The 24152-nt window shown below is 75.0% G+C and carries 24 protein-coding genes; 13 read left to right on the top strand and 11 right to left on the bottom strand.

Going from position 1 to position 24152, the window contains the following annotated elements; genetic code table 11:
* The first annotated feature begins 189 nt into the window (after positions 1–189).
* The gene (locus ACFVU3_RS34555) at positions 190–678 is read left to right on the top strand and encodes a hypothetical protein (protein WP_390072624.1); all 489 of its coding nucleotides are present in this window, start codon (positions 190–192) and stop codon (positions 676–678) included.
* Between the two features lie 88 nt (positions 679–766).
* Here ACFVU3_RS34555 and ACFVU3_RS34550 read toward each other — a convergent pair whose 3' ends face one another.
* Positions 767–982 (bottom strand): dodecin, encoded by a 216-nt coding sequence (locus ACFVU3_RS34550; protein WP_390072622.1) that lies wholly within the window; start codon positions 980–982, stop codon positions 767–769.
* A gap of 286 nt (positions 983–1268) precedes the next feature.
* Between ACFVU3_RS34550 and ACFVU3_RS34545 the strand changes: the two genes are divergently transcribed.
* The 3 genes from ACFVU3_RS34545 to ACFVU3_RS34535 all read left to right on the top strand — a co-directional run bounded on the left by ACFVU3_RS34545 (position 1269) and on the right by ACFVU3_RS34535 (position 4618).
* Positions 1269–2519, top strand: a complete 1251-nt coding sequence (locus ACFVU3_RS34545; RefSeq protein WP_390072620.1) for an extracellular solute-binding protein — start codon at positions 1269–1271, stop codon at positions 2517–2519.
* A 174-nt stretch (positions 2520–2693) separates the two neighbouring features.
* Positions 2694–3545, top strand: a complete 852-nt coding sequence (locus tag ACFVU3_RS34540; RefSeq protein ID WP_390072618.1) for a GNAT family N-acetyltransferase — start codon at positions 2694–2696, stop codon at positions 3543–3545.
* Complete coding sequence (locus tag ACFVU3_RS34535) at positions 3542–4618, top strand: lysophospholipid acyltransferase family protein (protein ID WP_390072616.1); 1077 nt, start codon at positions 3542–3544, stop codon at positions 4616–4618. Before ACFVU3_RS34540 ends, ACFVU3_RS34535 begins: the two co-directional genes overlap by 4 nt.
* Here the strand turns inward: ACFVU3_RS34535 and egtD are convergent.
* From egtD to egtA, 4 genes are read right to left on the bottom strand one after another with little or no spacing between them, the layout of a single operon-like run.
* The gene (gene egtD, locus ACFVU3_RS34530) at positions 4513–5478 is read right to left on the bottom strand and encodes an L-histidine N(alpha)-methyltransferase (RefSeq protein ID WP_390072614.1); all 966 of its coding nucleotides are present in this window, start codon (positions 5476–5478) and stop codon (positions 4513–4515) included. The genes ACFVU3_RS34535 and egtD overlap by 106 nt on opposite strands.
* Positions 5475–6227, bottom strand: coding sequence for an ergothioneine biosynthesis protein EgtC (gene egtC / locus ACFVU3_RS34525; RefSeq protein ID WP_390072613.1), 753 nt, complete (start codon positions 6225–6227; stop codon positions 5475–5477). The genes egtD and egtC overlap by 4 nt, the downstream gene beginning before the upstream one ends.
* Positions 6227–7576, bottom strand: coding sequence for an ergothioneine biosynthesis protein EgtB (egtB, locus tag ACFVU3_RS34520; RefSeq protein WP_390072611.1), 1350 nt, complete (start codon positions 7574–7576; stop codon positions 6227–6229). Before egtB ends, egtC begins: the two co-directional genes overlap by 1 nt.
* The gene (egtA, locus tag ACFVU3_RS34515) at positions 7573–8832 is read right to left on the bottom strand and encodes an ergothioneine biosynthesis glutamate--cysteine ligase EgtA (protein ID WP_390072609.1); all 1260 of its coding nucleotides are present in this window, start codon (positions 8830–8832) and stop codon (positions 7573–7575) included. The genes egtB and egtA overlap by 4 nt, the downstream gene beginning before the upstream one ends.
* 213 nt (positions 8833–9045) lie before the next feature.
* Here egtA and ACFVU3_RS34510 point away from each other — a divergent pair, with 213 nt between their 5' ends.
* Both ACFVU3_RS34510 and ACFVU3_RS34505 read left to right on the top strand, forming a co-directional pair.
* Positions 9046–9888 (top strand): TIGR02452 family protein, encoded by an 843-nt coding sequence (locus ACFVU3_RS34510; protein ID WP_390072607.1) that lies wholly within the window; start codon positions 9046–9048, stop codon positions 9886–9888.
* A gap of 48 nt (positions 9889–9936) precedes the next feature.
* Positions 9937–10134, top strand: coding sequence for a hypothetical protein (locus tag ACFVU3_RS34505; protein ID WP_390072605.1), 198 nt, complete (start codon positions 9937–9939; stop codon positions 10132–10134).
* A gap of 118 nt (positions 10135–10252) precedes the next feature.
* Here ACFVU3_RS34505 and ACFVU3_RS34500 read toward each other — a convergent pair whose 3' ends face one another.
* From ACFVU3_RS34500 to ACFVU3_RS34490, 3 genes are all read right to left on the bottom strand, one after another.
* Positions 10253–11674, bottom strand: a complete 1422-nt coding sequence (locus tag ACFVU3_RS34500) for a flotillin family protein (protein ID WP_390072604.1) — start codon at positions 11672–11674, stop codon at positions 10253–10255.
* A 94-nt stretch (positions 11675–11768) separates the two neighbouring features.
* Positions 11769–11972, bottom strand: a complete 204-nt coding sequence (locus ACFVU3_RS34495) for a hypothetical protein (protein ID WP_388879635.1) — start codon at positions 11970–11972, stop codon at positions 11769–11771.
* 79 nt (positions 11973–12051) lie between these two features.
* On the bottom strand, positions 12052–13338 hold the full coding sequence (locus tag ACFVU3_RS34490) for an MFS transporter (protein ID WP_390072602.1): 1287 nt from the start codon (positions 13336–13338) through the stop codon (positions 12052–12054).
* 156 nt (positions 13339–13494) lie between these two features.
* On the opposite strand from ACFVU3_RS34490, the gene ACFVU3_RS34485 reads away from it, so the two are divergent.
* The 3 genes from ACFVU3_RS34485 (at position 13495) to ACFVU3_RS34475 (ending at position 16265) form a co-directional block, all read left to right on the top strand.
* A complete protein-coding gene (locus ACFVU3_RS34485) occupies positions 13495–14541 on the top strand; it encodes a LacI family DNA-binding transcriptional regulator (RefSeq protein WP_390072600.1) in 1047 nt (348 codons plus the stop codon).
* Between the two features lie 143 nt (positions 14542–14684).
* Positions 14685–14954 (top strand): hypothetical protein, encoded by a 270-nt coding sequence (locus ACFVU3_RS34480; protein ID WP_390072599.1) that lies wholly within the window; start codon positions 14685–14687, stop codon positions 14952–14954.
* A gap of 123 nt (positions 14955–15077) precedes the next feature.
* Positions 15078–16265, top strand: a complete 1188-nt coding sequence (locus ACFVU3_RS34475; RefSeq protein ID WP_390072598.1) for a thiolase family protein — start codon at positions 15078–15080, stop codon at positions 16263–16265.
* 84 nt (positions 16266–16349) lie between these two features.
* Here ACFVU3_RS34475 and trxA read toward each other — a convergent pair whose 3' ends face one another.
* The gene (trxA, locus tag ACFVU3_RS34470; RefSeq protein WP_390072596.1) at positions 16350–16718 is read right to left on the bottom strand and encodes a thioredoxin; all 369 of its coding nucleotides are present in this window, start codon (positions 16716–16718) and stop codon (positions 16350–16352) included.
* A gap of 111 nt (positions 16719–16829) precedes the next feature.
* Between trxA and ACFVU3_RS34465 the strand changes: the two genes are divergently transcribed.
* Together ACFVU3_RS34465 and ACFVU3_RS34460 are read left to right on the top strand one after the other, a co-directional pair.
* A complete protein-coding gene (locus ACFVU3_RS34465; RefSeq protein ID WP_390072594.1) occupies positions 16830–18287 on the top strand; it encodes a dihydrolipoyl dehydrogenase family protein in 1458 nt (485 codons plus the stop codon).
* Positions 18284–19108, top strand: coding sequence for a 3'-5' exonuclease (locus tag ACFVU3_RS34460; RefSeq protein ID WP_390072592.1), 825 nt, complete (start codon positions 18284–18286; stop codon positions 19106–19108). Before ACFVU3_RS34465 ends, ACFVU3_RS34460 begins: the two co-directional genes overlap by 4 nt.
* Positions 19109–19116: 8 nt before the next feature.
* On the opposite strand, the gene ACFVU3_RS34455 is transcribed toward ACFVU3_RS34460, so the two are convergent.
* Positions 19117–19722, bottom strand: coding sequence for a TetR/AcrR family transcriptional regulator (locus ACFVU3_RS34455; protein WP_390072590.1), 606 nt, complete (start codon positions 19720–19722; stop codon positions 19117–19119).
* A 192-nt stretch (positions 19723–19914) separates the two neighbouring features.
* Here ACFVU3_RS34455 and ACFVU3_RS34450 point away from each other — a divergent pair, with 192 nt between their 5' ends.
* Positions 19915–21318, top strand: a complete 1404-nt coding sequence (locus tag ACFVU3_RS34450) for a purine-cytosine permease family protein (RefSeq protein ID WP_390072588.1) — start codon at positions 19915–19917, stop codon at positions 21316–21318.
* Between the two features lie 191 nt (positions 21319–21509).
* Complete coding sequence (locus ACFVU3_RS34445) at positions 21510–23174, top strand: amidohydrolase (RefSeq protein ID WP_390072586.1); 1665 nt, start codon at positions 21510–21512, stop codon at positions 23172–23174.
* Between the two features lie 21 nt (positions 23175–23195).
* On the opposite strand, the gene ACFVU3_RS34440 is transcribed toward ACFVU3_RS34445, so the two are convergent.
* Positions 23196–24071, bottom strand: a complete 876-nt coding sequence (locus ACFVU3_RS34440) for a F510_1955 family glycosylhydrolase (RefSeq protein ID WP_390072584.1) — start codon at positions 24069–24071, stop codon at positions 23196–23198.
* Positions 24072–24152: the final 81 nt, after the last annotated feature.

Raw genomic sequence — 24152 nt, 5'->3', positions numbered from 1 at the left:
GCGGGCTCGGCGGGAGGGCCGGGGACGGGTGGCCGGGAGACGGCGGGCGGGGGCGGACGGGCCGGGGACGGACGGCCCCCGGGGGACGGGCGGGCTCGGGCGCGACCGGCCCCGGACTGCGGCCCAGGCGCCGGGGGCGGGCGGCGTCCGGCGGGCGGGGGTGTCGGTGGCGGCTCCTACGCTGGACGCGTGACAGGTGACACCCGGCCGCTGGCCGTCTTCGACCTCGACAACACCCTCGCCGCCACGGCGCACCGGCAGCACTTCCTGGAGCGCAGGCCCCGGGACTGGGACGGTTTCTTCGCGGCGGCGCCCGACGACCCGCCGCTGGCGGAGGGCGTGGCGCTGTGCCGGTCGGCGGCCGAGGAGTGCGAGGTCGTCTACCTGACCGGGCGGCCGGAGCGCTGCCGGCGCGACACCCTGGCCTGGCTGGCCGCCCAGGGGCTTCCCGAGGGGCCGGTCCACATGCGGCGGCACCGTGACTTCCGGCCCGCGCGGGTGACCAAGGTGGAGATCCTGCGCCGGCTCGGCGCCGGCCGGGAGGTCCGGATGCTGGTGGACGACGACGCGCTCGTCTGCGACGCCGCCGAGGCCGCGGGCTTCCCGGTGGTCCGCGCCCGCTGGGCGACCCCGTCGGAGGCGCTGAGCGAGGCCCAGGAGCGCGAGGGCAGGACCTGATCCGCCGCCGCGCGGGTGCCCGCCGCCGCGCGGCGGCACGGCGGCCGGCGGGCGGCCAGGCGCCGGCGCCGTCGTCCAGGACGGGCGGTCAGGCTCCGTCGTCCAGCCGGAAGCCGACCTTCAGGCCGACCTGGTAGTGCTCGATCCTCCCGTCCACCAGGTGCCCGCGCACCTGGGTGACCTCGAACCAGTCGAGCCCGCGGAGTTTCTGCGAGGCGCGCTCGATGCCGTTGCGGATGGCCTGGTCGACGCCCTCGGTGGAGGTGCCGACGATCTCGGTGACGCGGTACGTGTGGTTCGACATGGGGGCCGAACTCCTCTCGGTGCCCTGGTGGGTTCCCTCCACCGTGCCCCAGGGCGGGGAACCTCGCGACACGGCGCGGGCGGTCCGGCCCCCTTCGCCCGTACCCGTGGGTAACCGTGCCGATTGTCCCGCCCGCTCCGGGAACGAGATGGTCAAGGACTTGACCACTCGGTTGGTCCAGACCAGAATCCAGGCCACATACCCGCGCGAACACCCCGTTCGGTCCCCCCACGTCGGGTCAGCTCCCCCTGCCGCACCGCCGTGTGCTGAACCGAAGGTGACCTCCGTGAAGAACCGCTTGCTCGCATGTCCGCTGGCTGCCGCCACCGCGCTCGCCCTCGCGGGCTGCGGGCTGTTGCCCGGGACCGGGGGCGAGACCCGCACGGTCGACCTATGGCTCATGCGGGACAGCGTCAGCGAGGAGTTCCTGAAGCGCTTCACCGCGGCGTACGAGGACGAGCACGACGACGTCGAGCTCAACGTCACCATCCAGGACTGGACCGGCATCGGCAAGAAGGTCACCGAGGCCATCAAGGGCGGCGGCGGACCGGACCTCATCGAGGTCGGCAACACCCAGGTCGCCCAGTACGCCGACACCGACCGGCTCTACGACCTCACCCTGGAGTCCGTCCGCGACCTCGGCGGCGAGGACTGGCTGCCCGGTCTCGCCGAGCCCGGCAGCGTCGGCGGCTCCCAGTACGGCATCCCCTGGTACGCCGCCAACCGCATCGTGATCTACAACAAGGACCTCTTCGCCCAGGCCGGCGTCGCCGAGCCGCCCGCCACGCGCGCGGAATGGCTCGACGTCACCGAGAAGCTCAACCGCCAGGGCTCCCAGGGCATCTACCTGGCCGGCCAGGACTGGTACACCCTCGCCGGCTTCATCTGGGACGAGGGCGGCGAGCTCGCCGTCGACGAGGGCGGCCAGTGGACCGGCACCCTCGACAGCCCCGAGGCGCTGCGCGGCATGGACTACTACAAGGAACTCCAGGCGCTCGGCTCCGGCCCCAAGAACGCCGACGAGCAGAACCCGCCGCAGGCCGAGGTCTTCGCCCGGGGCGACGTCGCCCAGATCGTCGCCGTGCCCAGCGCCGTCTCCGCCATCCTCAAGGCCAACCCCGCCCTCAAGGACAAGCTCGGCTACTTCCCCATACCGGGCAAGAAGGCCGGCACCCCGTGCGCGGTCTTCACCGGCGGCTCCGACCTGATCATCCCGGAGAACGCCCCCGACCGCGGCGCCGCCCTCGACGTCGTCAAGGCGCTGGCGGGCGAGAAGTGGCAGACGGACCTCGCCCGGTCCATGGGCTACGTGCCCAACAAGAAGAGCCTCGCCTCCGTCGTCTCCGGCGAGGAGGCGACCGCCGCCATGGCCGCGGGTGCCGCCAACGGCCGCGCCACCCCGAACTCCCCCCAGTGGGCCGACGTCGAGGGCGACAACCCCATCAAGCCGTTCATGACCGCCGTCCTGGAGGGCGAGAACGCCAGGAAGGCGGCCCGCACCGCCTCCGAGGCCATCTCCGACACCCTGGCCGAGTAGCCTGCCGCGGCGCCCCCGGGAAGGGGGCGCCGCGGAGCATTCAGCCTTCCCACACCCGCGATCCCCCGGCCGGTCATGTCGAATCCAGTCGGCGGCGGAAGAAACGAGGGGCCGGGCCGCACCGCTCGCGGACCGGCACCGACCTTCACCTTCCGTACGCCGGAGGAGACCGCCATGCCCGCACCCTCGCCCGCGCTCGCCGACACCACCGTCCCGGCCGTCCCCGTGCCGGCCGGCATCCAGCCCGTCGTGGCGCTCCCCGCACAGCCGGGCCCGGACGGCGGAGCGCAGCCCGCACCCCGCTACGTCGTGGGGCTCGCCCGCGACCAGGACGACGTCCGCGCCGCCCAGCGCCTGCGCCACCTGGTCTTCGCCGGCGAGATGGGCGCCCGCCTCGACGGACCCGAACCGGGTCTCGACACCGACGCCTTCGACGCCTACTGCGACCACCTCCTGGTCCGCGAGGAGACCACCGGCGAGGTCGTCGGCACCTACCGGATCCTCCCGCCGGAGCGGGCCGCGGTCGCCGGACGCCTCTACTCCGAGACCGAGTTCGACCTCGCCCGCCTCGCCCCCCTCCGCCACGACCTCGTCGAGGTCGGCCGCTCCTGCGTCCACCCGGCCCACCGCAACGGCGCCGTGATCGCCCTCATCTGGGCCGGACTCGCCCGCTACATGACCCGCACCGGCCACGAGTGGCTGGCCGGCTGCTGCTCCGTCCCGCTCGCCGACGGCGGCACGCTGGCCGCCGCCACCTGGGACACCGTCAAGGCGAAGCACCTCGCCCCGGAGGAGTACTGGGTCACCCCGCACAAGCTGTGGAACTCCGACGGCGTCCCCCGCCCCGAGGGCCGCACCGAACTGCCCGCCCTGCTCCGCGGCTACATCCGGCTCGGCGCCTGGGTCTGCGGCGCCCCCGCCCACGACCCCGACTTCGGCGTCGCCGACCTGTACGTGCTGCTCTCGCTGCGCCGGACCAACCCGCGCTACCTGCGCCACTTCCTCTCGCTCGCCCCGGCGTCGTGAACCGCGCGGTCCCGCTCCCCTCGCCGTGGCTCCCCACGGCGCCGTGCACCCCGGGCCGCCGCTGCGCGGCCCACCCGGACCCCGCACCGGCCCCCGGGACCGCCCGCGCCGCCTTCCGGCCCGCGCCCGCTCCGCTGGCCTGCGCCCGCCTGGCGGCCGGGCTCGCGACCGTCCTCCTCGGGGTGGTCCTCCTCCCGGCGGTGGGCCTGCTGCCCGCCGCCGGGAGGCTCGCCCTGGTACGGCTCTGGGCCCGGACGGTCGTCCGCGCCTTCGGCGTCCGGCTGGCCGTCACCGGGGCCCGGCCGCCCGCCGGCCGGGCCGCGCTCGTGGTCGCCAACCACGTCTCCTGGCTGGACATCCCCGTGGTCGCCGCCGTCCTGCCCGGCCGCATGGTCGCCAAGCGGGAGGTGCGCGGCTGGCCGGTGCTCGGCACGCTCGCCGCCCTCGGCGGCACCCTCTTCATCGACCGCGACGGCCTGCGCCGGCTGCCCGGCACCGTGCGCGAGGTCGCGGCGGCCCTGGCGGCGGGCGGCCGGGTGACCGCCTTCCCGGAGGGCTCCACCTGGTGCGGACGGCACGGCGGGTGGTTCCGGCCGGCGCTCTTCCAGGCCGCGCTGGACACCGGATCCGATGTCCAGCCGGTACGGATCGGCTACCGGCCGCACGGGGCGGCGGGGTACGTGGGGGAGGACCCGCTCGGCGCGTCGCTCTGGCGGGTGGTGCGGACCCCGGGACTGGCCGCCGAGATCCGGATACTGGAACCGATATCCGTGATCCGGTGTCCCGACCGCAGGAGCCTCGCCGCGGCGGCCCAGCGAGCCGTCCACCCCGCGGCCGCACCGCCCGTCCAGGCCCGACCGCCCTCCACTTCGGGCGGTCCCGCCCTGCCGGCGGCCGCCCCGCTCCCCGCCGTCCCCCGGCAGCCCGTCCCGGCCCCGGGCGTCCGGGAATCCGGCGTCCCGGCCTCCTACCGGGCCGTCGCCAGCGACAGCGCGAACCGGCCTCCGTCGTCCGTCCACCATCGCGCCAGCTCGAACCCGGCCTCGGCCAGCTCCGCCCGCACCCCCTCCTGACGGAACTTCGCCGACACCTCGGTCCGCAGCTCCTCGCCCGCCTCGAACGGCACCACCAGATCGAGGTCGGGGATCTTCACGGTCAGCGCGTGCCGGGCCCGCAGCCGCATCTCGATCCACTCCCGCTCCCGGTCCCACCGGGCCACGTGGTCGAAGTCGGCCGGATCCGCGTCCGCCCCCAGCTCCCGGTCGATCACGGCCAGCACGTTCTTGTTGAACTCCGCCGTCACCCCGGCCGCGTCGTCGTACGCGGCCACCAGGGTCGCCTCGTCCTTCACCAGGTCCGTGCCGAGCAGGAAGCCGTCACCGGGCGCCGTCATCGCCCGCACCGAGCGCAGGAAGGACCGCCGCTCCTCGGGGAGCAGATTGCCGATCGTCCCGCCCAGGAAGGCGACGAGGCGCGGTCCCGGCGTCTTCGGGAGGGCGATCCCCCGGGTGAAGTCGGCGATCAGCGCGTGCACCCGCAGCTGCGGCCGGTCGGCGAGCAGCGCCTCCGCCGCCCCCGTCAGCGCCGACTCGCTCACGTCCACCGGGACGTACGCGGCCAGCCCGGGCAGCAGCGCGTCGATGAGGAACCGGGTCTTCTCCGACGACCCCGACCCCAGCTCCACGAGGGTCCTGGCCCCCGTCGCCGCCGCGATCTCCGGGGCCCGCGCGATCAGGATCTCCCGCTCCGCCCGCGTCGGGTAGTACTCGGGCAGCCGGGTGATCTCGTCGAACAGCTCGCTGCCGCGCGCGTCGTAGAACCACTTCGGCGGCAGCTCCTTCGGCGAGCTGGTCAGCCCGCGCAGCACGTCGGCGCGCAGATCGGCGGCGGCCGCGTCCGGGGCGAGGGTGCGGGTCAGCTGGAAGGTGCTCACGCGGACGACTCCTTGAGCGGGGTGAGGACGACGTCCGCCCGCGAGGCGGTGACGAGCGTGTGCTCGGGCACCTCCCGCCAGTGCGGATCGTCGTCGTACGGTTCGGAGGCCACGACCACCCGGCCGGGACCCGGAAGGCACCAGAGACTGTTCCCCCACGCCGTCGCCGCGACCTGGTCGCCGTCGGTGAGCAGCAGATTGAGCCGCGCCTCCGGAGCGGCCTCGGCCGCCGCCAGGACCGTCCCGGCGAGCGCGTCCCCCGGACTCCGGCCCGCCCGCAGCCGGTGCAGCACCAGGGCCCACAGCAGCGCGGAGTCGGTCCGCGCCTCCAGGTCGAGGAGCTCGGCCGCCGGCAGGGCCGCGGCCAGCGGCGTCAGCGACCCCGGCCACCCCGGCACGGCGCCGTTGTGGCTGAAGAGCCACGGCCCCGAGCCGAACGGCGCGGCCGCCGCCTCCCCGTCCGCGCCCGGAAGCGTCGCCCCCCGCACCGCGCCGAGCAGCGCCCGGCTCCGTACCACCCGGGCCAGGTCGGCGAAGGAGAGGTCGCCCCAGATCGGGCCGGTGCGCCGGTACCGGGCCGGGACCGGGTCCCCGTCCGCGTACCAGCCGACACCGAATCCGTCCGCGTTCACCACCCCGCTGCTCTGCGTGCGCGGGGCCCACGCCTGGCGCAGCAGCGCGTGCGGCGGCCGGACGAGCAGTTCGCCGAGCGCCACCGGGTCGCCGAGATAGGCGACATGACGGCACATCAGTCGAGCTCCGCGGAGCGGGCGGTGCGGAAGCCGGCGAAGATCTGCCGCCGCACCGGATAGTCCCAGTTGCGGAAGGTGCCCCGGCAGGCGACCGCGTCCACCGCGAAGGAACCGCCGCGGAGCACCTTGTGCTCGGGGCCGAAGAAGACCTCCGAGTACTCCTTGTACGGGAAGGGCCGGAAGCCCGGGTAGGGCAGGAAGTCGCTCGCCGTCCACTCCCACACGTCACCGATCAGCTGCCGCACCCCGAGCGGCGAGGCGCCCGCCGGGTAGCTCCCCGCCCGGGCCGGCCGCAGGTGCCGCTGGCCCAGGTTGGCGTGGTCGGGGCCCGGATCGGCGTCGCCCCACGGATAGCGGCGCGAGCGGCCGGTCACCGGGTCGTGCCGCGCCGCCTTCTCCCACTCGGCCTCCGTCGGCAGGCGGCGGCCCGCCCAGCGCGCGTAGGCGTCGGCCTCGTACCAGCTCACGTGCACCACGGGCTCGTCCTCCGGCACCGGCTCGGTCACCCCGAACCGGCGGCGCAGCCACCGGCCGGCCTCCTGCCGCCAGAACAGCGGTGCCACGATGCCGTGTTCGCGGATCTGCGCCCAGCCGTCCGGATGCCACCACCGCCGGTCGGTGTAGCCGCCGTCCGCCATGAACGCCAGATAGGAGCCGTTGGTGACCGGAGCCGTGTCGATGTGGAAGGCGGCCACGGTACGGGTGTGCGCGGGGCGTTCGTTGTCGAGCGCCCACGGTTCGTCCGAGGTGCCCATCGTGAACGGTCCTCCGGGCACCAGGACGTCGTCCGGGAGCGGGCCGGAGGGGTGGAACGGCGGCGGGGGAGCGGACAGCGCGGCCGGCCCCTTCCGCAGCTGATGCGTGATCAGCATGGTCTCGTCGTGCTGCTGTTCGTGCTGCGCGATCATCCCGAAGGCGAAACCCGCGTCCAGCAGCGGACGCCCGTCCATCCGCGCCCCGGCCAGCACGTCCAGCACCCGGGTCCGTACCTCGGCGGCGTACGCCCGGGCCTCCCCGGGCGACAGCAGCGGCAGCGAGGGGCGCTCGGAGCGCGGGTGCGCGAAGGCGTCGTACAGCGGGTCGATCTCGGGCCGCAGCGCCTCCCGGCCCGCGACCTCCCGCCACAGCCACTGCTCCTCCTGGTTCCCGATGTGCGCCAGGTCCCAGACCAGCGGTGACATCAACGGCGAGTGCTGGGCCGTGAGTTCACCGTCCTCCACACAGTCCGTGAGGAGCGCGGTGCGGGCCCGGGCCGCGGTCAGCGCCTCCAGGGCGCGGGTCCGCAGCGCCTCCGCGTCCGCCGTCGTCCCGGTCACGGTCGATCCGCCCTCGGTCGTTCCGGTCATGACGTCATCACCTGGAGCTCGTCGGCCGGGCAGACCCCGGGATCCACGTACCGTTCCCGGAAGGCGCCCACGGCCCGCCGCACCCGCTCGCTCGCGCCGATCCGCCGCAGCGCGGGCCCGGCCGCCGCGAAGACGTCGCGGGCCGCCTGGTGCAGGGCCGGATCGGCGAGTCCGTCGCGGGCCGCCCGCAGCCACAGCGGGTTGCGGGGCGCCGGCTCGTCTCCGGCGAGCCCGGCCAGCGGCCGTACCGCCCGGTACACCGCCTCGGCCGCCTCCGCGTCCTCGAAGACCGCGGTCGTCACCGCCACCGGCACCATCCAGCCGTCCGCGCCCGGCTGCGCGTCGATCATCCGCAGCTCCAGGTGGCCGCGCGGCCGCACCGGCGGGAAGAGCGTCGTCATGTGGTACCGCAGGTCGTCGGCGTCGGCCGGCCGGGGCAGTCCCGTCCGCAGCCACTCCCGGAAGGTCAGCCCCTCCGGCACCAGCCACGGCCCGTCCTCCGCGCGCACGCAGAGCACCGGCGTGTCCAGGACGTGCGCGGTCCACTCGGCGCGCGGGTCCCCGTCCGCCGGCGGCGCCAGTGTCCGCCGCGGATCGAGGTCCGCCCACAGCGACTGCCGGGTGGAGCGCCAGCCGGTGCGACGCCCGCCGTGCTGCGGCGAGTTGGCGAAGACCGCCACCAGCACCGCGCCGAACAGGTGCGCCAGCTCCCAGCGGCGCCGATAGCCGAGCGGACCCGCCTCCTCGAAGCCGGCGTCCACGCAGACCTGCACCGAGGCAGACTCGCACATCATGGCCCGGCCCGCCGGACCCGTCCGGGCGAGCGCGGTCTCCATCGCGTCGTACCGCGGTTCGCGCAGCACCCGCTCGCGCGGCGCGTGCCAGGGATCGACCCCGTACCCGCTCAGCGTCAGGCCGAGCGGACCGAGCGCCGACCGCACCGCCGCCAGGTCGGAGGCGAGCGAGTCCAGGCATTCCATGAGGGAACCGGCCGGGCGCGAGCTGAGCTCCAGCTGCCCTCCGGGCTCGAAGGTGAGCGCCGACACCAGCGGCAGGGACCGTACGGCGTCGAGCGCGGCCGCCAGCCGGGGCGGACGCACCGGCTCGCGCGGGTCGCGCAGATCGTGGACGAGCCATTCCAGCTCCGCCCCCACGGTCCGGGGCGGGCCGGTCTTGAAACAGATACAGCGCAACAGGTCCTCCGCCGACTCCTCGGTGAGGGGCGGGCCGCCGTGCGGGGTGCCGCTGGGCGTCATCCGTGCACCTCCAGGTGCTGGTCGCGGAACCGTTCGGGAAGCCGCTGTCTTCCACCTAAAGGCACCGCCGGGCGGCGTGCAAGAGCGCCTCATCGCCCCCACGCGCGCCCCCCGTGCCCCCGGACGTCCGTAAACCACCGCTCGGGCCCGGACCGGCGGCGGGGAAGGAAAAACCGTTTGTCCCGGACACGCCGAAACGATCATCCTGCGGGTATGAGTGCACGACTGCGCGAGATCGCGCGGCAGACCGAGGCGATCGTCGCCTCGGGCTCCTACACCGCCCCCGACGGGCGAACCGTCTCCCTCCGCGAGGACCTCGAGGCCGCCTTGGCCGGAACCCGTCTGTACGGGCCCGAGCCCGTTCCCGTCACCCCCGGCACCGGCCGCGCCGGCCGGATCGAGGTGACCGGCGAGAGCAGCCTCGCCGCGGCCCGCCGGATGACCGGCGCCGACCCCGGCGCTCCGGTCGCCGTCCTGAACTTCGCCTCCGCCCGCAACCCCGGCGGCGGCTACCTCAACGGCGCGCAGGCACAGGAGGAGGCCCTGTGCCGCTCCTCGGCCCTGCACGCCACCCTGCTCCGCGCCCCCGCCTACTACGAGCACCACCGGGGCGAGCGCGACACCCTCTACACCGACCGGGTGATCCACTCGCCCCGGGTCCCGGTCTTCCGCGACGACCGGGGCGCCCTGCTCACCGCCCCCTTCACCGTCGGCTTCCTGACCTCGCCGGCACCCAACGCCGGCGTCGTCCGCCGCCGGGACCCCGGCCAGGCCCACCGCCTGCCGGCCGTCCTGGCCTCCCGTGCCGAGCGGGTCCTGGAGACCGCGGCCGCCGAGGGGTACCGCCGGATCGTCCTCGGCGCCTGGGGCTGCGGCGTCTTCCAGAACGACCCGGCCGAGGTGGCCGGCGCCTTCAAGGCGCTGCTGAGTGGCGGCGGCCGGTTCTCCGGCCACTTCGACGAGGTCGTCTTCGCCGTTCTGGACCGGTCCTCCGGGACCCCGACCCTCGCCGCCTTCCGCCGGGTCCTGGATCCCGTGGCCCGCCAGGGCGCCTGATCCCTCCCGTAATGCGTGCTTCGTACTCCCGTGCGAGCCTGAAGGGACATGGATTCCGGCACGGGAGGCATCATCGTGGGCAAGAAGCAGACCCGGGTGAACAAGGGCGCCCGCACCGGCGGCCACGAGCACCGCGAGGCGGTGTCGGCCAAGGAGAAGAGCGGGACCGCTGCCGTCAGCGAGTCGCCGCGGTCCGTCATCGAGACGGCGTCCCACCGCAAGGAACGGAAGTTCGGCCACAACTGAGCGGCCACGACCGGGCCACGGGGGCGAGGGCACGGGGACGCGGGGCACGGGAGACGGACCGGGGCCCGGCGCCGTCACGGCGCCGGGCCCCGGTCCGCGTGCCTCGCGGGCGGTCGGGTCACTCGTCGTCGCCGACGGTGATCTCCACCGTCGTCACCTCCTCCTCGCCGCCCCGCGCCGCCGGTACGGTGACGGCCGGCCGGTCGGTGCCGTTCGGGCCCATCGTGGACAGGAGCTGACGGGCGAGGCCGAGCCCCGTCCCTCCCATGGTCAGGGCCTTGGCGAACATCTCCGCCATGCCGTCGGCGCCGTTCAGGAGGACCATCTGGTCCACGTTGCCGAAGGCGGACGCGCCGGCCTCCACGATCTCCGGCCACCTCTCCGCCAGCTGCTGCGCGACCACGGCCTCCTGGTTCTCCGCGAGGGCCGCCGCCCGCGCCTTGATCGCCTCCGCCTCGGCCAGACCCTTGGCCCGGGTGGCCTCGGCCACCGCGAGACCCTTGGCGTGCGCCGCCGCGGCCTCGGCCTCACCGGTGACCCGGGTCGCCGTCGCCGTCGCCGCGCTCGCCAGCTCGGTCTCCCGGGCCTTGGCCTGGGCCGCCGAGATCCGGGCGTCGCGCTCGGCCTCGGCCAGCGTCCGGGTCTCGTACGCCATCGCGTCGGCCGGCTTGCGGACCTCCGCCTGGAGCTGCTGCTCCTTGCGGTGGCCCTCCAGCTCCGCGACCCGGGTCTCCTGGACGACGACCTCCTGGCGGGAGGCCGCCTCGGCGAGCGGACCGGCCTGCCGGGCCCGGGCGCTGGCCTGGTCCCGCTCGGCCTGGTAGCCGGCCTGGAGGATCTCGCTGTCGCGGGTCGCCTCCGACATCCGGGCCGCCGCCTGCTGCTCGGCCTCGGTCGCCCGCCGGTTGGCCTCCGCCTGCGCGATCCGGGCGTCGCGCTGGACCGCGGCCGCGTGCGGAGCGGCCAGGTTCTTGATGTAGCCGGTCGGGTCCTCGATCTCGTGGATCTGGAGCGAGTCGACGATCAGACCGAGCTTCTCCATCTCCGTGCCACAGGCCGAACGGGCCTGCCCGGTCAGCTTCTCCCGGTCACGGATCATGTCCTCGACGGTCAACCCGCCGACGATGGCGCGGAGATGACCCGCGAACACGATGTGGACCCGCTCGCTCATCAGCTTCTGCTGGTCGAGGAAGCGGCGGGCCGCGTTGGCGATCGACACGAAGTCGTCGCCCACCTTGAAGATCACCACGCCCCGGACCTTGAGCGGGATGCCCTGGTGGGTGACGCACTCGACCGACAGCTGCGTCTCGTTGAGGTCCAGCGAGAGCTTCCGCACCGCCTGCACGCCGGGCACCACGAGGGTGCCGCGTCCGGTCACGATGCGGAACCCCATGCCCTCGCCGAGGCCCTCGTTCTTGTGGTTGGAACCGGAGATGATGAGCGCCTCGTTGGGTTCCGCGACGCGCCACATCATCTTGAACAGGACGATCAGGACGACGAGCGAGCCGACGACGGCGCCCGCCAGAATGCCGATGCCCATGGGCAAGATCCCCCTTCACCGGAGCCGTGCGGACCCGGTGAAGGGAGTGTGCGCCCGGGACGGGCGCCGCTCAACGGTCGTGCCGGACGTCGTGTCAGACGTCGTACACGGCTGTGACATAGACGGTGCGCGGAGGCAGGTGTTCCATCACGGTGACGAGCGTGCCGACCTCGATCCGCTGCTTCGGGGAGGCGGCGTAGGCGAGGAAGTGCTCGGCCCCGCCGCGGATCCGTAGGATCACCTCGCCGACGAGCCCCGGTCCGATGGTCCCGGTCACCCGGCCGAGCAGTCCCACCATCGAGCTGTCCATCGACGCGTCCATGTCCGAACGGTACGTCAGAATCACTGCGTCCGGCGCGGGTCGCGCGCCCTCGTGATCAGCGGACCGAGCGGATCGGCCGGACCGCGACGGCGCCCAGGACGGAGAGGACGGCGGCGACGAGGAACAGGGGCGTGTAGCCGCCGCCGATCGAGACCACCGCGGAGGCGACGAACGGCGCCACGATCTGCGGTCCGGCGTTGGCGATGTTCAGGACGCCCATGTCGCGGGCCGCGTCCTCCGCCCTCGGCAGCACCATCGTCACGAGGGCGGTGTCGACCGCCATGTAGCAGCCGAATCCGAGTCCGTTGACGATCGAGAAGACGAGCATCGCCGTCCAGCTGCTGGAGACCGCCGGGACGAGCAGGGCGGCGGCGGCCAGCGCGGCCGAGGCGCCGACGAACAGCTTGCGGCGGTCGAAGCGGTCGGACAGCCAGCCGCCGAGGACCGTGGAGACCACCATGGCCACGGAGTTGACCGGCATGAGGAGGGCGACGGCCTCCTCCGCGGAGAGCCCGGCCGGCAGGTCGGTGTGGTCCTTGAGGATGTAGAGCTGGAAGCCGGAGACCGCGAAGTAGCCGAGGACGAGCAGCGCCCGGCCGATGAACGCCCAGCGGAAGTCGTGGTCCTTGAGCGCGCTGCCGAAGGCGGCGATCTGCGCCCTGACCGGCAGTGGCGCCCGGGCCGGCAGCCGTTCCTCGCGGGCGAGCGAGGTGAAGACGACCGAGGTCACCGCGATGATCGCGCCGAGGACCAGGTATCCCGTCCGGTAGTCCTCGGAGCAGGCCGCGCCGACCAGGGCGCCGATCGTGGAGCCGATCGGCAGCCCGAGGCCGACCGCAGCCGACGCCTTGCCGCGCGAGGCCGGCGGGACCCGGTCGGGCACCACGGAGGTGATCGCCGCCTGGTAGACGTTCATCACCGCCTGGCCCAGACACCAGGCGATGGTCACCAGCAGGATCGTGTGCACGCTGCCGAGCAGCAGCATCACCGGCACCGCGAGCAGGCCGCCGCCCAGGATCCACGGGTTGCGGCGCCCGGTGCGGTCGGAGAGCGCCCCCGCGACCGGGTTGAAGACGGTCGCGAAGATCGCCGATACGCCGGCGACGAGCCCGAAGTTGGCCACCTTCCCGGCCGGGTCGATCGCCTCGATCTGGAGGGCGAGCAGCATGCCCGCCACGCCGACGTAGAGCGCGTACATCGCGCTGTTGCCGAGCAGCAGCAGCGGCAGCAGTCCGCGGGTGGGCCGGGGAGGGGCGGGAGAGGCGGGAGAGACGGGGGAGCCGGGGCCGGCGGCGGAATCGGAGCCCGTACCGGCTCCGGTCCCGGGGGAGGAAAGGGCCACGTTGCCCTCCAGGGGAGAACGCCCGATGAGGGGGCGGAAAGCGAATGATTTCGGGGTAGTGACACGTGTCAGTGACGCGTGTCAGCATTGTGTAGCACCCACTTCCGGCCATCCGCCAGACCTGGCGCCGGATTGTTCTGGAAAGATGCCGAAGCGATGAGTCAGTCGATCGAACAGCCTGCCGACGGCACCCCGGGCCGCACCCCCGCCCGTGCCGTGCCGACCAGCGCCGACGTGGCGCGCCTCGCGGGCGTCTCCCGGGCCACCGTCAGCTACGTCCTGAACAACACCTCCGCCGTCCGCATCAGCGAGCCGACCCGCGAGCGGGTCCGCGAGGCGGCCCGCGAGCTGGGCTACGTCCCCCACGCGGCCGCCCGCACCCTGCGCGCCGGCCACAGCAGGACGGTGCTCCTGCCCACCGCCCACGTGCCGGTCGGGCCGCTCTACAGCCGGTTCTACAACGACCTCCAGTGGGCCCTGCGCCGCCTCGACTACACCGTCGTCCAGTACGGGAGCGTCGGCCTCGCCCCCGAGGACGCGGCCCGCGCGTGGGCCGAACTGCGGCCCGCCGCCGTCGTCTCCACCGGCGAGGTGGAGGTGACGCCCGCCGCCGTGGAGATCCTCAGGCGCTCCGGCGTCAAGGCCGTGATCACCGTCGGGACCCGGCCCTCCGACGACACCCACTCCCTCGTCCTGGACCAGCCCCGGGTCGGCGAGGCCGCCGTCGAGCACCTGATCGCGACCGGCCGGCGGCGGATCGGCGTGGTGGTGCCCGAGGAGCCCGGCCTCGGGATGTTCTCCGGACCGCGCCTGGAGGGCGCCCGCCGCGCCGCCGAGGCCGCCGGCGCCACCGTCGTCCCCCTGTCCCTCGCGTACACCGAGGAGTCCGCCGAGGAGCTGGCCGCGCGCTGGCCCCGCCTCGCGCTCGACGCCGTCTTCGCCTACAACGACGAGTACGCCATGCTCCTGATGCGCGCCCTCCAGGACGCCGGCACGGCCGTGCCCGGGGAGACCGCCGTCGTCGGCGCCGACGACCTCCTCCTCGGCCGCCTGCTCCGCCCCCGTCTGAGCACCGTCCGCATCGACCTGATCCCCGGCCGCGAGCTGGCCGAGATGGTCGACGCCGCCGTGAACGGCACCGCCCCCGGCGCGAGCACCCGCTCCCTCCTGGACTCGCGCGTGATCCGGCGCGAGTCCAGCTGACCGGCCCGCGCCCCGTCCCGGCCCGCCCCCCGTCCCAGCCCGCCCCCCGGCCCGCCCTCGGCCCGCGCCCCCGTGGCCCGGCCCGCCCGCCGGGTCCGGCGGGCCGCCCGGCGGGAGGCGGAGGGAGCGCTTAGCGTCGGGGCATGAGCACTCATCCGAAGCGTTACGAGATCCTGCTGGTGCCCGCGCACGTCGAGGACCGGGGCGGCGCCGCCGTCGCCGACAGCGCGGTCCGGTCGGCCGTCGTGGAGCGGACCGGACGGCACGGAGAGTCCGGGTATCCCATCTACGAGGGGCACGGCATCGTCGCCGACGTCGACCCCGCCACGCGCACGGTGGAGGCCCTGCTCGTGGACGGACGGGAGCTCGACTACGGCCTGGTCGCGCTGGTCCGGGACGCCCCCGAGAGCTGAGCCCCGCGACAGGGGCCCGTTGACAGGGCGGACCGGCGGGCCCAGACTCTGCGCGCGCAGCAGCGCGAAACTTCTTTCACCAGGCGAACAGAGTCGTTCCGCCGGTCATCCGGGAGAGATCCGATGAGCATCCGCGACGTGTACATCGTCGACGCCGTCCGCACCCCGATCGGGAAGTTCGGCGGCGGCCTCGCCTCCGTACGGCCGGACGACCTCGCCGCCCATGTCGTCGCGTCCCTCGTCGGCCGCACCCCCGACCTCGACCCCGCCCTCGTCGACGACGTCTACTTCGGCGACGCCAACGGCGCCGGCGAGGACAACCGCGACGTGGCCCGGATGGCCGTCCTGCTCGCCGGCCTGCCCGTCACCGTCCCCGGCGTCACCGTCAACCGGCTCTGCGGCTCCGGTCTGGAGGCCGTGATCCAGGCCGCCCGCGCGATCGCCCTCGGCGACGCGTCCGTGGCGATCGCCGGCGGCGTCGAGTCCATGTCCCGCGCCCCCTGGGTCCTGCAGAAGCCCGAGCGCGCCTTCCCCGCCGGCCACCAGCAGCTCCACTCGACCACCCTCGGCTGGCGCATGACCAACCCGCGCATGCCCGCCGAGTGGACCGTCGCCCTCGGCGAGGGCGCCGAACTCGTCGCCGACAAGCACGCCATCGGCCGCGACCGCCAGGACGCCTTCGCCCTCGACAGCCACCGCAAGGCGTCCGAGGCGTGGGCCAAGGGCCTGTACGACGGCGAGGTCGTGCCCTACCCGGGCGCGGAGCTCGTCCGCGACGAGTGCGTCCGCGACACCACCTCGCTGGAGGCGCTCGGCCGCCTCAAGCCGGCCTTCCGGCCCGACGGCGGTACCGTCACCGCCGGCAACGCCTCCCCGCTCAACGACGGCGCCGCCGCGCTCCTCCTCGTCGACGAGGACGGGCTCCGCGAGACCGGCCGCGAACCCCTCGCCCGGATCCGCGCCTCCGCCGTCACCGGCATCGAGCCGCAGCTCTTCGGCCTCGGCCCGGTCGCCGCCGTCCGCCGCGCCCTCGGCAAGGCCGACCGCTCCTTCGCCGACCTGACCACCTTCGAGCTCAACGAGGCGTTCGCCGCCCAGGCCCTCGGCTGCCTCGCCGAGTGGCCGGAACTCGACCCCGCGATCGTCAACCCGCGCGGCGGCGCCATCGCCCTCGGCCACCCGCTCGGCGCCTCCGGGGCCCGCCTCGCCGGCTCCGTCGCCCACCAGCTTGCCGCCGCCGGCTCCGGCACGGGCCTCGCGGCCCTCTGCATCGGCGTCGGACAGGGCCTGGCCCTGGTCCTGGAGCGCTGACCGCGGCGGTCGCGCGGGACGACGTACGGACACGGCGGAGCCCCCGCCGGAGCGGGGGCTCTCACCGTGCGCGGGACGTCCGGGTCACCCGGCCTGCTGCTGCGCCGCGACGGCCTTGCGGACCTCGTCCATGTCCAGGTTCCGCGCCTGGCCGATGACGTCCTCCAGCGCGGCCTCCGGCAGCGCGCCCGGCTGCGCGAACACCGCCACGTTGTCCCGGACGATCATCAGCGTCGGGATCGAACGGATCTCGAAGGCGGCGGCCAGCTCCTGCTGCGCCTCGGTGTCGACCTTGGCGAAGACCAGGTCCTGGTGGCGCTCGGAAGCCGCCTCGTAGACCGGGGCGAACTGACGGCAGGGTCCGCACCAGGAAGCCCAGAAGTCGATCAGGACGAACTCGTTCCCGCTCACGACCTCGTCGAAGTTGTCCTTGGTGAGCTCGATGGTGCTCATGCCTCCGCCTTTCCGTCTCCGGTGGTGTCCTCACGGTCCCCTGGGGACTCGCCCCGCACAACGGCCTATCGAGCCGCGCTATTCCGGCCCCCACCCACCAGACTGTTCCCCATGACGCGAACGGTGGAGAACGAGCACGAGTACGACGTGGTGGTCCTGGGGGCGGGGCCGGTCGGCGAGAACGTCGTCGACCGGGTGCGGGCGGCCGGTCTGACCGCCGCGATCGTCGAGGCCGAGCTGCTCGGCGGCGAATGCTCCTACTGGGCCTGCATGCCCAGCAAGGCCCTGCTCCGCCCCGTCCTGGCCCGCTCGGACGCGCGCAAGGTCCCCGGACTGCGCGAGGCGGTCTACGGTCCGCTGGACGCCCTGGACGTCTTCGCCCACCGGGACGAGACCGTCGGGCACTGGAAGGACGACGGGCAGGTCGACTGGCTCGACTCGATCGATGTACGCGTGTACCGGGGGCACGGGCGCGTGCGCGGGCCCCGCACGGTGGTCGTCGACGGCCCCGAGGGCGAACGCCACGTCCTCACCGCCCGGCACGCGGTGGCCGTCTGCACCGGCAGTCGCGCCGTCCTGCCCCCGCTGCCCGGGCTCTCCGGCGCCCGTCCGTGGACCAGCCGCGAGGCGACCAGCGCCGACCGGGTGCCGGGCCGCCTGATCGTCGTCGGCGGAGGCGTCGTCGGCGTCGAGATGGCCACCGCCTGGCACGCCCTCGGCTCCCACGTCACCCTGCTGGTCCGCGGTGGCGGACTGCTGCCGCGGATGGAGCCCTTCGTCGGCGAGCGCGTCGCCGAGGCCCTGCGGGCGCGCGGCGCCGACGTGCTCACCGGCGCCCCGGTCGAGGCGGTCGTCCGGGACGGCGGCAGCGGCCCCGTCACCGTGGTCCTGGAGGGCGGCGACACCGTCGAGGGCGACGAGGTCCTCTTCGCCACCGGCCGCGCCCCGCGCACCGAGGACATCGGCCTGGAGACCATCGGCCTGGAACCCGGCGCGTGGCTCGACGTCGACGACAGCCTCCGCGTCACCGGCAGCGACTGGCTCTACGCGGTCGGGGACGTCAACCACCGGGCGCTCCTGACCCACCAGGGCAAGTACCAGGCGCGGATCGCGGGCGCCGCCATCGCCGCCCGCGCGGCCGGCACCCCGCTCCGGGACGCGGCGCCCTGGGGGCCGCACGCGGCCACCGCCGACCACGCGGCCGTCCCCCAGGTGGTCTTCTGCGACCCGGAGGCCGCCGCCGTCGGCCTGAGCCTGGCCGAGGCCGAACGCGCCGGACACCGGGTCCGCGCGGTCGACGTCGAGATGAGCTCGGTCGCCGGGGCCGGGCTCTACGCCCACGGCTACCGCGGCCGGGCCCGGCTCGTCGTGGACCTCGACCGCGAGGTCCTCCTCGGCGCCACCTTCGTCGGCCCGGCCGTCGGCGAACTGCTGCACGCCGCCACCGTCGCCGTCACCGCCGAGGTGCCCGTCTCCCGCCTGTGGCACGCCGTCCCCTCGTACCCCACGATCAGCGAGGTCTGGCTCCGGCTCCTCGAGGCGTACCGGGACGGCGCCGACCCGGCGTGAGCCCCGAGGAGCGCGCCAACGCGTACGACGCCGTCTGCGCCCGCTGCGGCGGTCCGGTCCCGGCGGGCACCGGAGTGCTCCGGCACGGGGCCCGGGGATGGGACGTCCACCACCGCGAGCACGCTCCCGCCCCGGGCCCGCCACCGGCCGGCGACCATCCGGGCTGGCACCGGCGGCACCTGCTCTCCCTGGACATCGCGTCCACCGGGAACGACCCGGCGAGGGACCGGATCACGGCGGCGGCCGTGCGGGGGAGCGACGGGGCGGGGCGGGACTGGGTACTGGATCGCGGATCCGACGTCCCGGGGACGCACACGGGATCCGGTGTCGCCCCGCACCCCGCGCCCGCCCCACCCGCCCAGGCCCTGGAAGAGCTGGCCGCGCTCCTCGCCGGACACCTCGCGAGCCACGAACTCCTCGTCGTCTGGTACGCCCCGCACGTCCTGGCGACCCTGCACGCGGAGCTCCTCCGCCACGGCCTGGCCCCGCTCGCCGCCCGTCTCCCGGACGGCGTCGTCGCCCCGGTCTGCGACCCGCTGGTGCTCGACCGGCACGCCGACCGCTACCGTCCCGGCGGGCGTCCGCTGCCCGTCGTGGCCGAGTGGTACGGCGTCCCGCACGAGCGCCCCGGCGACCCGGCCTCGGACGCGCGGGCGGCGCTGGGGGTGGCGGAGGCCGTCGCCGCCTCGTACCCGGCCGTCGCGCGGCTCTCGCGGCCGGCCCTGCACACGGAGCAGATCCTCTGGTACGCGGAGCAGACGGCGCGTCACCCCGACGCGCCCGCCTGGCCGTTCGATCCGGTGGACCCCGTCGGCGCCTGAAACCGGTGTCAGGCGCGGGGGACCAGCAGCGCCGCCGCGGCGCGGGCGGCGTCCAGCGGCGGCCGGGGGTCGGGGGCGGAGTCCTGGCCGAGGACGACCCGGGTGCTCAACCCGTCCAGGAGGGCGAGGAGTTCGGAGGCGCGGGCGGTCGCGTCGAGCGGGGCGAAGCGGCCGCGTTCGGCGCCGGCGGCGAGCAGGGACTCCAGGTCGCGCTGCCAGTCCGCGTCCAGCTGCCGCTGGGCCTCGCGGAGCTCGGGGTTGCCGGGGGTCCTGGCCCAGAGCTCGATCCAGAGCGTCCAGCGCGGATCGCGCGGGCCGCGGGGGAGGTAGAGCCGCAGGAAGTCGTCGAGCTTCCGCTCGGCGGTGGTCCGGCGGGCGAGCAGGGCGCGGCGCTCGTCGGCGAGCGCGGCCTCGCTCCAGCGCAGCGCGGCGAGCAGCAGCCGGTCCTTGGACCCGAAGTAGTACAGGATGTGGCCGCCGCTGGTGCCGAGCCGTTCGGCCAGCGCCGACATCGTCAGGGAGGCGAGGCCGTCCTCGGCGATCGCCGCCATGGCCTCCTCCAGCATCCGCTCCTGCGTGACGTGTCCGTCGCGCCGCCGTGCCGCCCCTGCCACCGTCGTCCCGCCCCGTTCGTCCGGCCCGGTCCCGCCCTCGTGCGGCGCCGGCTTCGACTCCGACCTTAACCGGACTTCCCCGGGGTCTTGACGCGACCGGAACCCGTCACTCATCTTGAATGCCATTCAAGAACTTAGAACGCCATTCAAGATCCAGGCAGGGGTTCAGGCATGCGAGGAGAGGAGCGCGGGGTGCTCGATCACGAGACGACGGCCACGACCGTCACCAGGGACGAGGTCTTCCAGGTCGAGGAACACGGCATCGACCCCATCCCCGACGCGGAACGCCACGGCAGCGCCAAGGACGTCTTCTGGGTCTGGTTCGGCTCGAACCTCACCTTCACCTACGTCATCAACGGCGCCCTCGCCGTCGCCTTCGGCCTCTCCTTCTGGCAGGCCACCGCCGTCGTCGTGATCGGCGGCCTCTCCTTCCTCGCCATCGGCGCCGCCGGCCTCGGCGGCGTCCGCACCGGCACCGCCACCCTCGTGCTCTCCCGCGCCGCCTTCGGCCCCCGCGGCAACCGCCCCGCCGGCGCGCTCAACTGGATCGTCAGCATCGGCTACACGGTCGTCAACACCGTCGTCGGCACCCTCGCCCTGGAAGCCTTCCTCGCCTCCCTCGGCTGGTCCGGCGGGCCCCTGCCCCGCGCCCTGGCCCTCGCCGTCACCCTCGCCCTGACCTTCGCGATCTCCTTCTGGGGCCACGCCACCGTCCAGTTCGCCGAGCGCTGGATGGCGTACGTCCTCGCCGCCGGCTTCGGCGTCCTCGTGGTCCTCCTGGTTCCCGGCGCCGACACCTCCGCCCCCGCGACCGGTCCCGGCGCCGCCGGCTGGAGCCTGGCCTTCGTCGTGATGCTCGCCGGCCCGTTCTCGTACCTCCCGATGCCCGCCGACTACACCCGCTACCTGCCCCGCACCACGAGCCTGCGGGCCGTCACCGTCAGCGGCGCCCTCGGCGGCTTCCTCTCCTCGGTCGCCCTCGGCGTCGCGGGCGTCGCCGCCGCCACGCGGACGGACATGACCGACGCGGTGGCGGGCGCCGAGAGCCTGCTGCCCGGCTGGTTCCGGCCGGTCTTCCTCGCCCTCGTCCTCGGCGGCTCCGTCACCAACTCCGTCATCACCCTCTACTCCTCCGGCCTCAACCTCCAGGTCCTCGGCATCCCCTGGAACCGCACCCGCGCCCTCGCCATCAGCGCCGCCGTCACCGCCGCCGGCTCCCTCGGCGCCCTCTTCCTCACCGACTTCACGACCTCCCTCCTCTCCTTCCTCTCCCTCCTGATCATCGTCTTCGCCCCCTGGGGCGGCGTCTTCCTCGCCGACATGGTGCTGCGCCGCTGCCGGTACGACTCCGACGCCCTCCACCGCACCGACCCCGGCGGCGCCTACTGGTACCGCGCCGGCTGGCACCCGCCGGGCGCCGCCGCCCTCCTGGCCGGCGGACTCTTCTCCGCCCTCACCTGCGACTCCGCCCTCTGGACGGGCCCCCTCGTCGCCCCGCTCGGCGGCGCCGACCTCACCCTGCTCGGCGCGCCCGTCGCCGCGCTCGTCTACGTCCTCCTGGCCCGCCGCACCGCCACCCCGCACCCGGCCGCCTGACCCGCGACCGCCGCCGCCCCGCTCCCGGCCGCCTGACCCGCGACCGCCGCCGCCCCGCTCCCGGTCGCCTGACCCGCGACCGCCGCCACCCCGCTCCCGGTCGCCTGACCCGCGACCGCCGCCACCCCGCTCCCGGTCGCCTGACCCGCGACCGCCGCCACCCCTCCCGCACGACAAGGAACGCACCCCGCATGAACGGCACCACCCCCGCCCCCGCCGACCTGCTCCTCACCGGCGCCCGCATCCACACCGTCGACCCCGCGCTGCCGGAGGCGGAGGCGATGGCCGTACGGGACGGGCGGATCGTCTGGCTCGGCGCCGACGCCGACGCGGCCGCCTGGACCGGCCCCGGCACGCGCGTCCTCCCCGCCGGCGGCCGGCTCGTCCTGCCCGGCTTCGTCGACGCCCACAACCACGTCCGGCTCGGCTCCGACGACGCCTGCGTCCAGCTCGCCGGCGCCCGCACCCTCGACGAGATCCACGCGCGCGTGCGGGCCTGGCGCACCGCCCACCCCGACGCCCCCTGGATCGAGGCCGAGGCGTTCGACTACTCCGCGATCCCCGGCGGCCGCATGCCCACCGCCGCCGACCTCGACCCCGCCACCGGCGACACCCCCGCCCTCGTCCTCAGCTACGACGTCCACACCGCCTGGCTCAACACCGCCGCCCTCCGCGCCCTCGGCGTCGACCGCGACCACACCGACCTCCCCTTCGGCACCGCGGTCACCGATCCCGCCACCGGCGAACCCACCGGCTTCGTCAAGGACTTCGCCGTCAAGGGACTCTCCCGCGACGGCCACCGCGCCCTGCGCGCCCTCGGCGTGCCCTGGGCCTCGCCGGACCGCCAGTACGGCCGCCTCGCCAAGAGCCTCGACGACGCCATCCGCTTCGGCATCACCACCGTCGTCGAACCCCAGAACTCCCTCGACGACCTCGCCCTCTTCACGCGCGCGCGTGCCGAGGGCCGGCTCCGCTCCCGGATCGTCGCCGCCCTCTTCCACCCCCGCGGCACCACCGACGCCGACCTCGACGCCTTCGAGACGGCGGCCGGGGAGCACGCCGACGACCGCTTCCGGGTCGGCCCCCTGAAGCTGTACATCGACGACGTCGTCGAACCCCGCACCGCCGCCCTCCTGGAGCCCTACGCCGGCTGCGCCCACCACCGGGGGGACACCTTCTACCCGCCCGAGGAGTTCGCCGGCCTGCTCGCCCGCCTCGACGCGCGCGGATTCCAGTGCTTCGTGCACGCCACCGGCGACCGCGGCATCCGGACCGTCCTCGACGCCGTCGCCCACGCCCGCGCGGTCAACGGCCCGCGCGACGCCCGCCACCAGGTCGTCCACGTCGAGTGCCTCGACCCCGACGACACCCCGCGCTTCGCCGCCCTCGGCGTCGTCGCCTGCATGCAGCCCCGGCACGCGGCCCCCGACATCGCGGGACCCGGCCAGGACTGGGCCGAGAACATCGGCCCCGAGCGCTGGCACAAGGCATGGCCGCTCCGCGACCTGCGCGACGCCGGAGCCGTACTGGCCCTCTCCAGCGACTGGAACGTCGCCGAGATGGACCCCATGGTCGGCATCCACGCCGCCGTGACCCGCCGCCCGCTCGACGGCGGCGCGCCCTGGACGGAGGGGCAGACCCTCACCGCCGCCGAGGCCGTCGAGGGCTACACGATGGGCTCCGCGTACGCCAACTTCCTGGAGCACGAGCGGGGTTCGCTCACCGTCGGCAAGCTCGCCGACTTCGTGGTCCTCTCGCGGGACATCCTGCGGATCGCTCCGGAGGAGATCCCGGGCACGGTCGCGGAGACCGTCGTCGTCGGCGGCGAGATCGTCGCGCGGGCCGCCGCCGTGTGACCCCGGCGTCCGGCTCCGCGCTCAGTGCCCGCCGGAGCCGGACGCCACCTCCATGCGGCGCGCGAACGAGCGGCCCGCGTCCCGCGACTCGTACACCCCGTCCTGCGTGGCCACGAGCAGCCGGCGCGCGTCGACGGCGGTCAGCGCCTGCGGGCGGCCGCCCGGCGCGGTGCCGACGCGGCTCCAGGCGCCGCCGCCGTCCGCGGAACGGAAGAGGCCGCCGTCCGGCGCCACCCCGTACAGCGCGTCGGCCGCGCCCCAGGAGACGTACGCGAGCACCTGCCCCGCCCCGGGCGCGAAGGTCCTGCCGCCGTCGGTGCTGCGGGCGACGCCGGTGTCGGTGGTGGCGACCAGGGTGCCCGGGGCGGTCGGGGAGACGGCGATGTCGAGGGCGCGGAGCCGCGCCCGGTCCTCCCAGGCCACCTGGTCACGGGTGACGCGCAGCCGCCCGTGAGTGGAGTCGTATCCGTAGACGGTCCCGTCGGGCGCCGTGTCCAGGGAGTGGAAGTCGACCTCGCCGCCGAGCGACTTCTCGGTCCAGCTCCGGCCCGAGTTGGCGGAGGCGATCAGCCCCAGATCGGACGGGCCCCCGCTGCCCGGCGCCGGGTGCCCACTGGCCAGGAAGGTGCCGTCGCGGGCGACCGTGAAGCCCATGAAGTCGTCCCTCCGGTCGCCGACGAGCACGGGGGCGCCGTCGGCGCCGGGGGAGTGGATCCCCTCGTGCGTGGCGACATAGAGGTTCTCGTCGAGGATCCCGAGGCCATGGATGTGGGTGAGCGCGGAGGCCGCTTCCGCGCCGGTGCCGGCGGGCCGGGAGCAGGCGGCCAGCACGAGGGAGAGGGAGAGGGCGGCCGCGGCGGAGGCGGCCGTGGTCCGGGTGAGGCGGAGCTTGGTCATGGTTCTTTCGTTCGCCGAGAAGTGAGGGGAGGGGAGGAAGGGGCGGCGCGCGGAGATCGCACTGGGGATCCGGTATCCGGT

It is taken from the genome of Streptomyces sp. NPDC058052, from assembly GCF_042885515.1.
In the GTDB taxonomy this organism is placed as follows: Bacteria; Actinomycetota; Actinomycetes; order Streptomycetales; family Streptomycetaceae; genus Streptomyces.
Note: the sequence above shows the minus strand (reverse complement) of the source record. Positions and strands in the feature narration are given on the sequence as shown.

Bases quoted from the DNA above. Each gene is read 5' to 3' on its own strand.
- ACFVU3_RS34550 (WP_390072622.1), bottom strand. From the start codon at position 982: ATGTCGAACCACACGTACCGCGTCACCGAGATCGTCGGCACCTCCACC.
- ACFVU3_RS34480 (WP_390072599.1), top strand. From the start codon at position 14,685: ATGAGCACTCATCCGAAGCGTTACGAGATCCTGCTGGTGCCCGCGCAC.
- ACFVU3_RS34440 (WP_390072584.1), bottom strand. From the start codon at position 24,071: ATGACCAAGCTCCGCCTCACCCGGACCACGGCCGCCTCCGCCGCGGCC.
- ACFVU3_RS34475 (WP_390072598.1), top strand. From the start codon at position 15,078: ATGAGCATCCGCGACGTGTACATCGTCGACGCCGTCCGCACCCCGATC.
- ACFVU3_RS34505 (WP_390072605.1), top strand. From the start codon at position 9,937: ATGGATTCCGGCACGGGAGGCATCATCGTGGGCAAGAAGCAGACCCGG.
- ACFVU3_RS34540 (WP_390072618.1), top strand. From the start codon at position 2,694: ATGCCCGCACCCTCGCCCGCGCTCGCCGACACCACCGTCCCGGCCGTC.
- egtB (WP_390072611.1), bottom strand. From the start codon at position 7,576: ATGACCGGAACGACCGAGGGCGGATCGACCGTGACCGGGACGACGGCG.
- trxA (WP_390072596.1), bottom strand. From the start codon at position 16,718: ATGAGCACCATCGAGCTCACCAAGGACAACTTCGACGAGGTCGTGAGC.
- ACFVU3_RS34445 (WP_390072586.1), top strand. From the start codon at position 21,510: ATGAACGGCACCACCCCCGCCCCCGCCGACCTGCTCCTCACCGGCGCC.
- egtA (WP_390072609.1), bottom strand. From the start codon at position 8,832: ATGACGCCCAGCGGCACCCCGCACGGCGGCCCGCCCCTCACCGAGGAG.
- ACFVU3_RS34485 (WP_390072600.1), top strand. From the start codon at position 13,495: ATGAGTCAGTCGATCGAACAGCCTGCCGACGGCACCCCGGGCCGCACC.
- ACFVU3_RS34500 (WP_390072604.1), bottom strand. From the start codon at position 11,674: ATGGGCATCGGCATTCTGGCGGGCGCCGTCGTCGGCTCGCTCGTCGTC.
- ACFVU3_RS34510 (WP_390072607.1), top strand. From the start codon at position 9,046: ATGAGTGCACGACTGCGCGAGATCGCGCGGCAGACCGAGGCGATCGTC.
- ACFVU3_RS34495 (WP_388879635.1), bottom strand. From the start codon at position 11,972: ATGGTGGGACTGCTCGGCCGGGTGACCGGGACCATCGGACCGGGGCTC.
- ACFVU3_RS34465 (WP_390072594.1), top strand. From the start codon at position 16,830: ATGACGCGAACGGTGGAGAACGAGCACGAGTACGACGTGGTGGTCCTG.
- egtC (WP_390072613.1), bottom strand. From the start codon at position 6,227: ATGTGCCGTCATGTCGCCTATCTCGGCGACCCGGTGGCGCTCGGCGAA.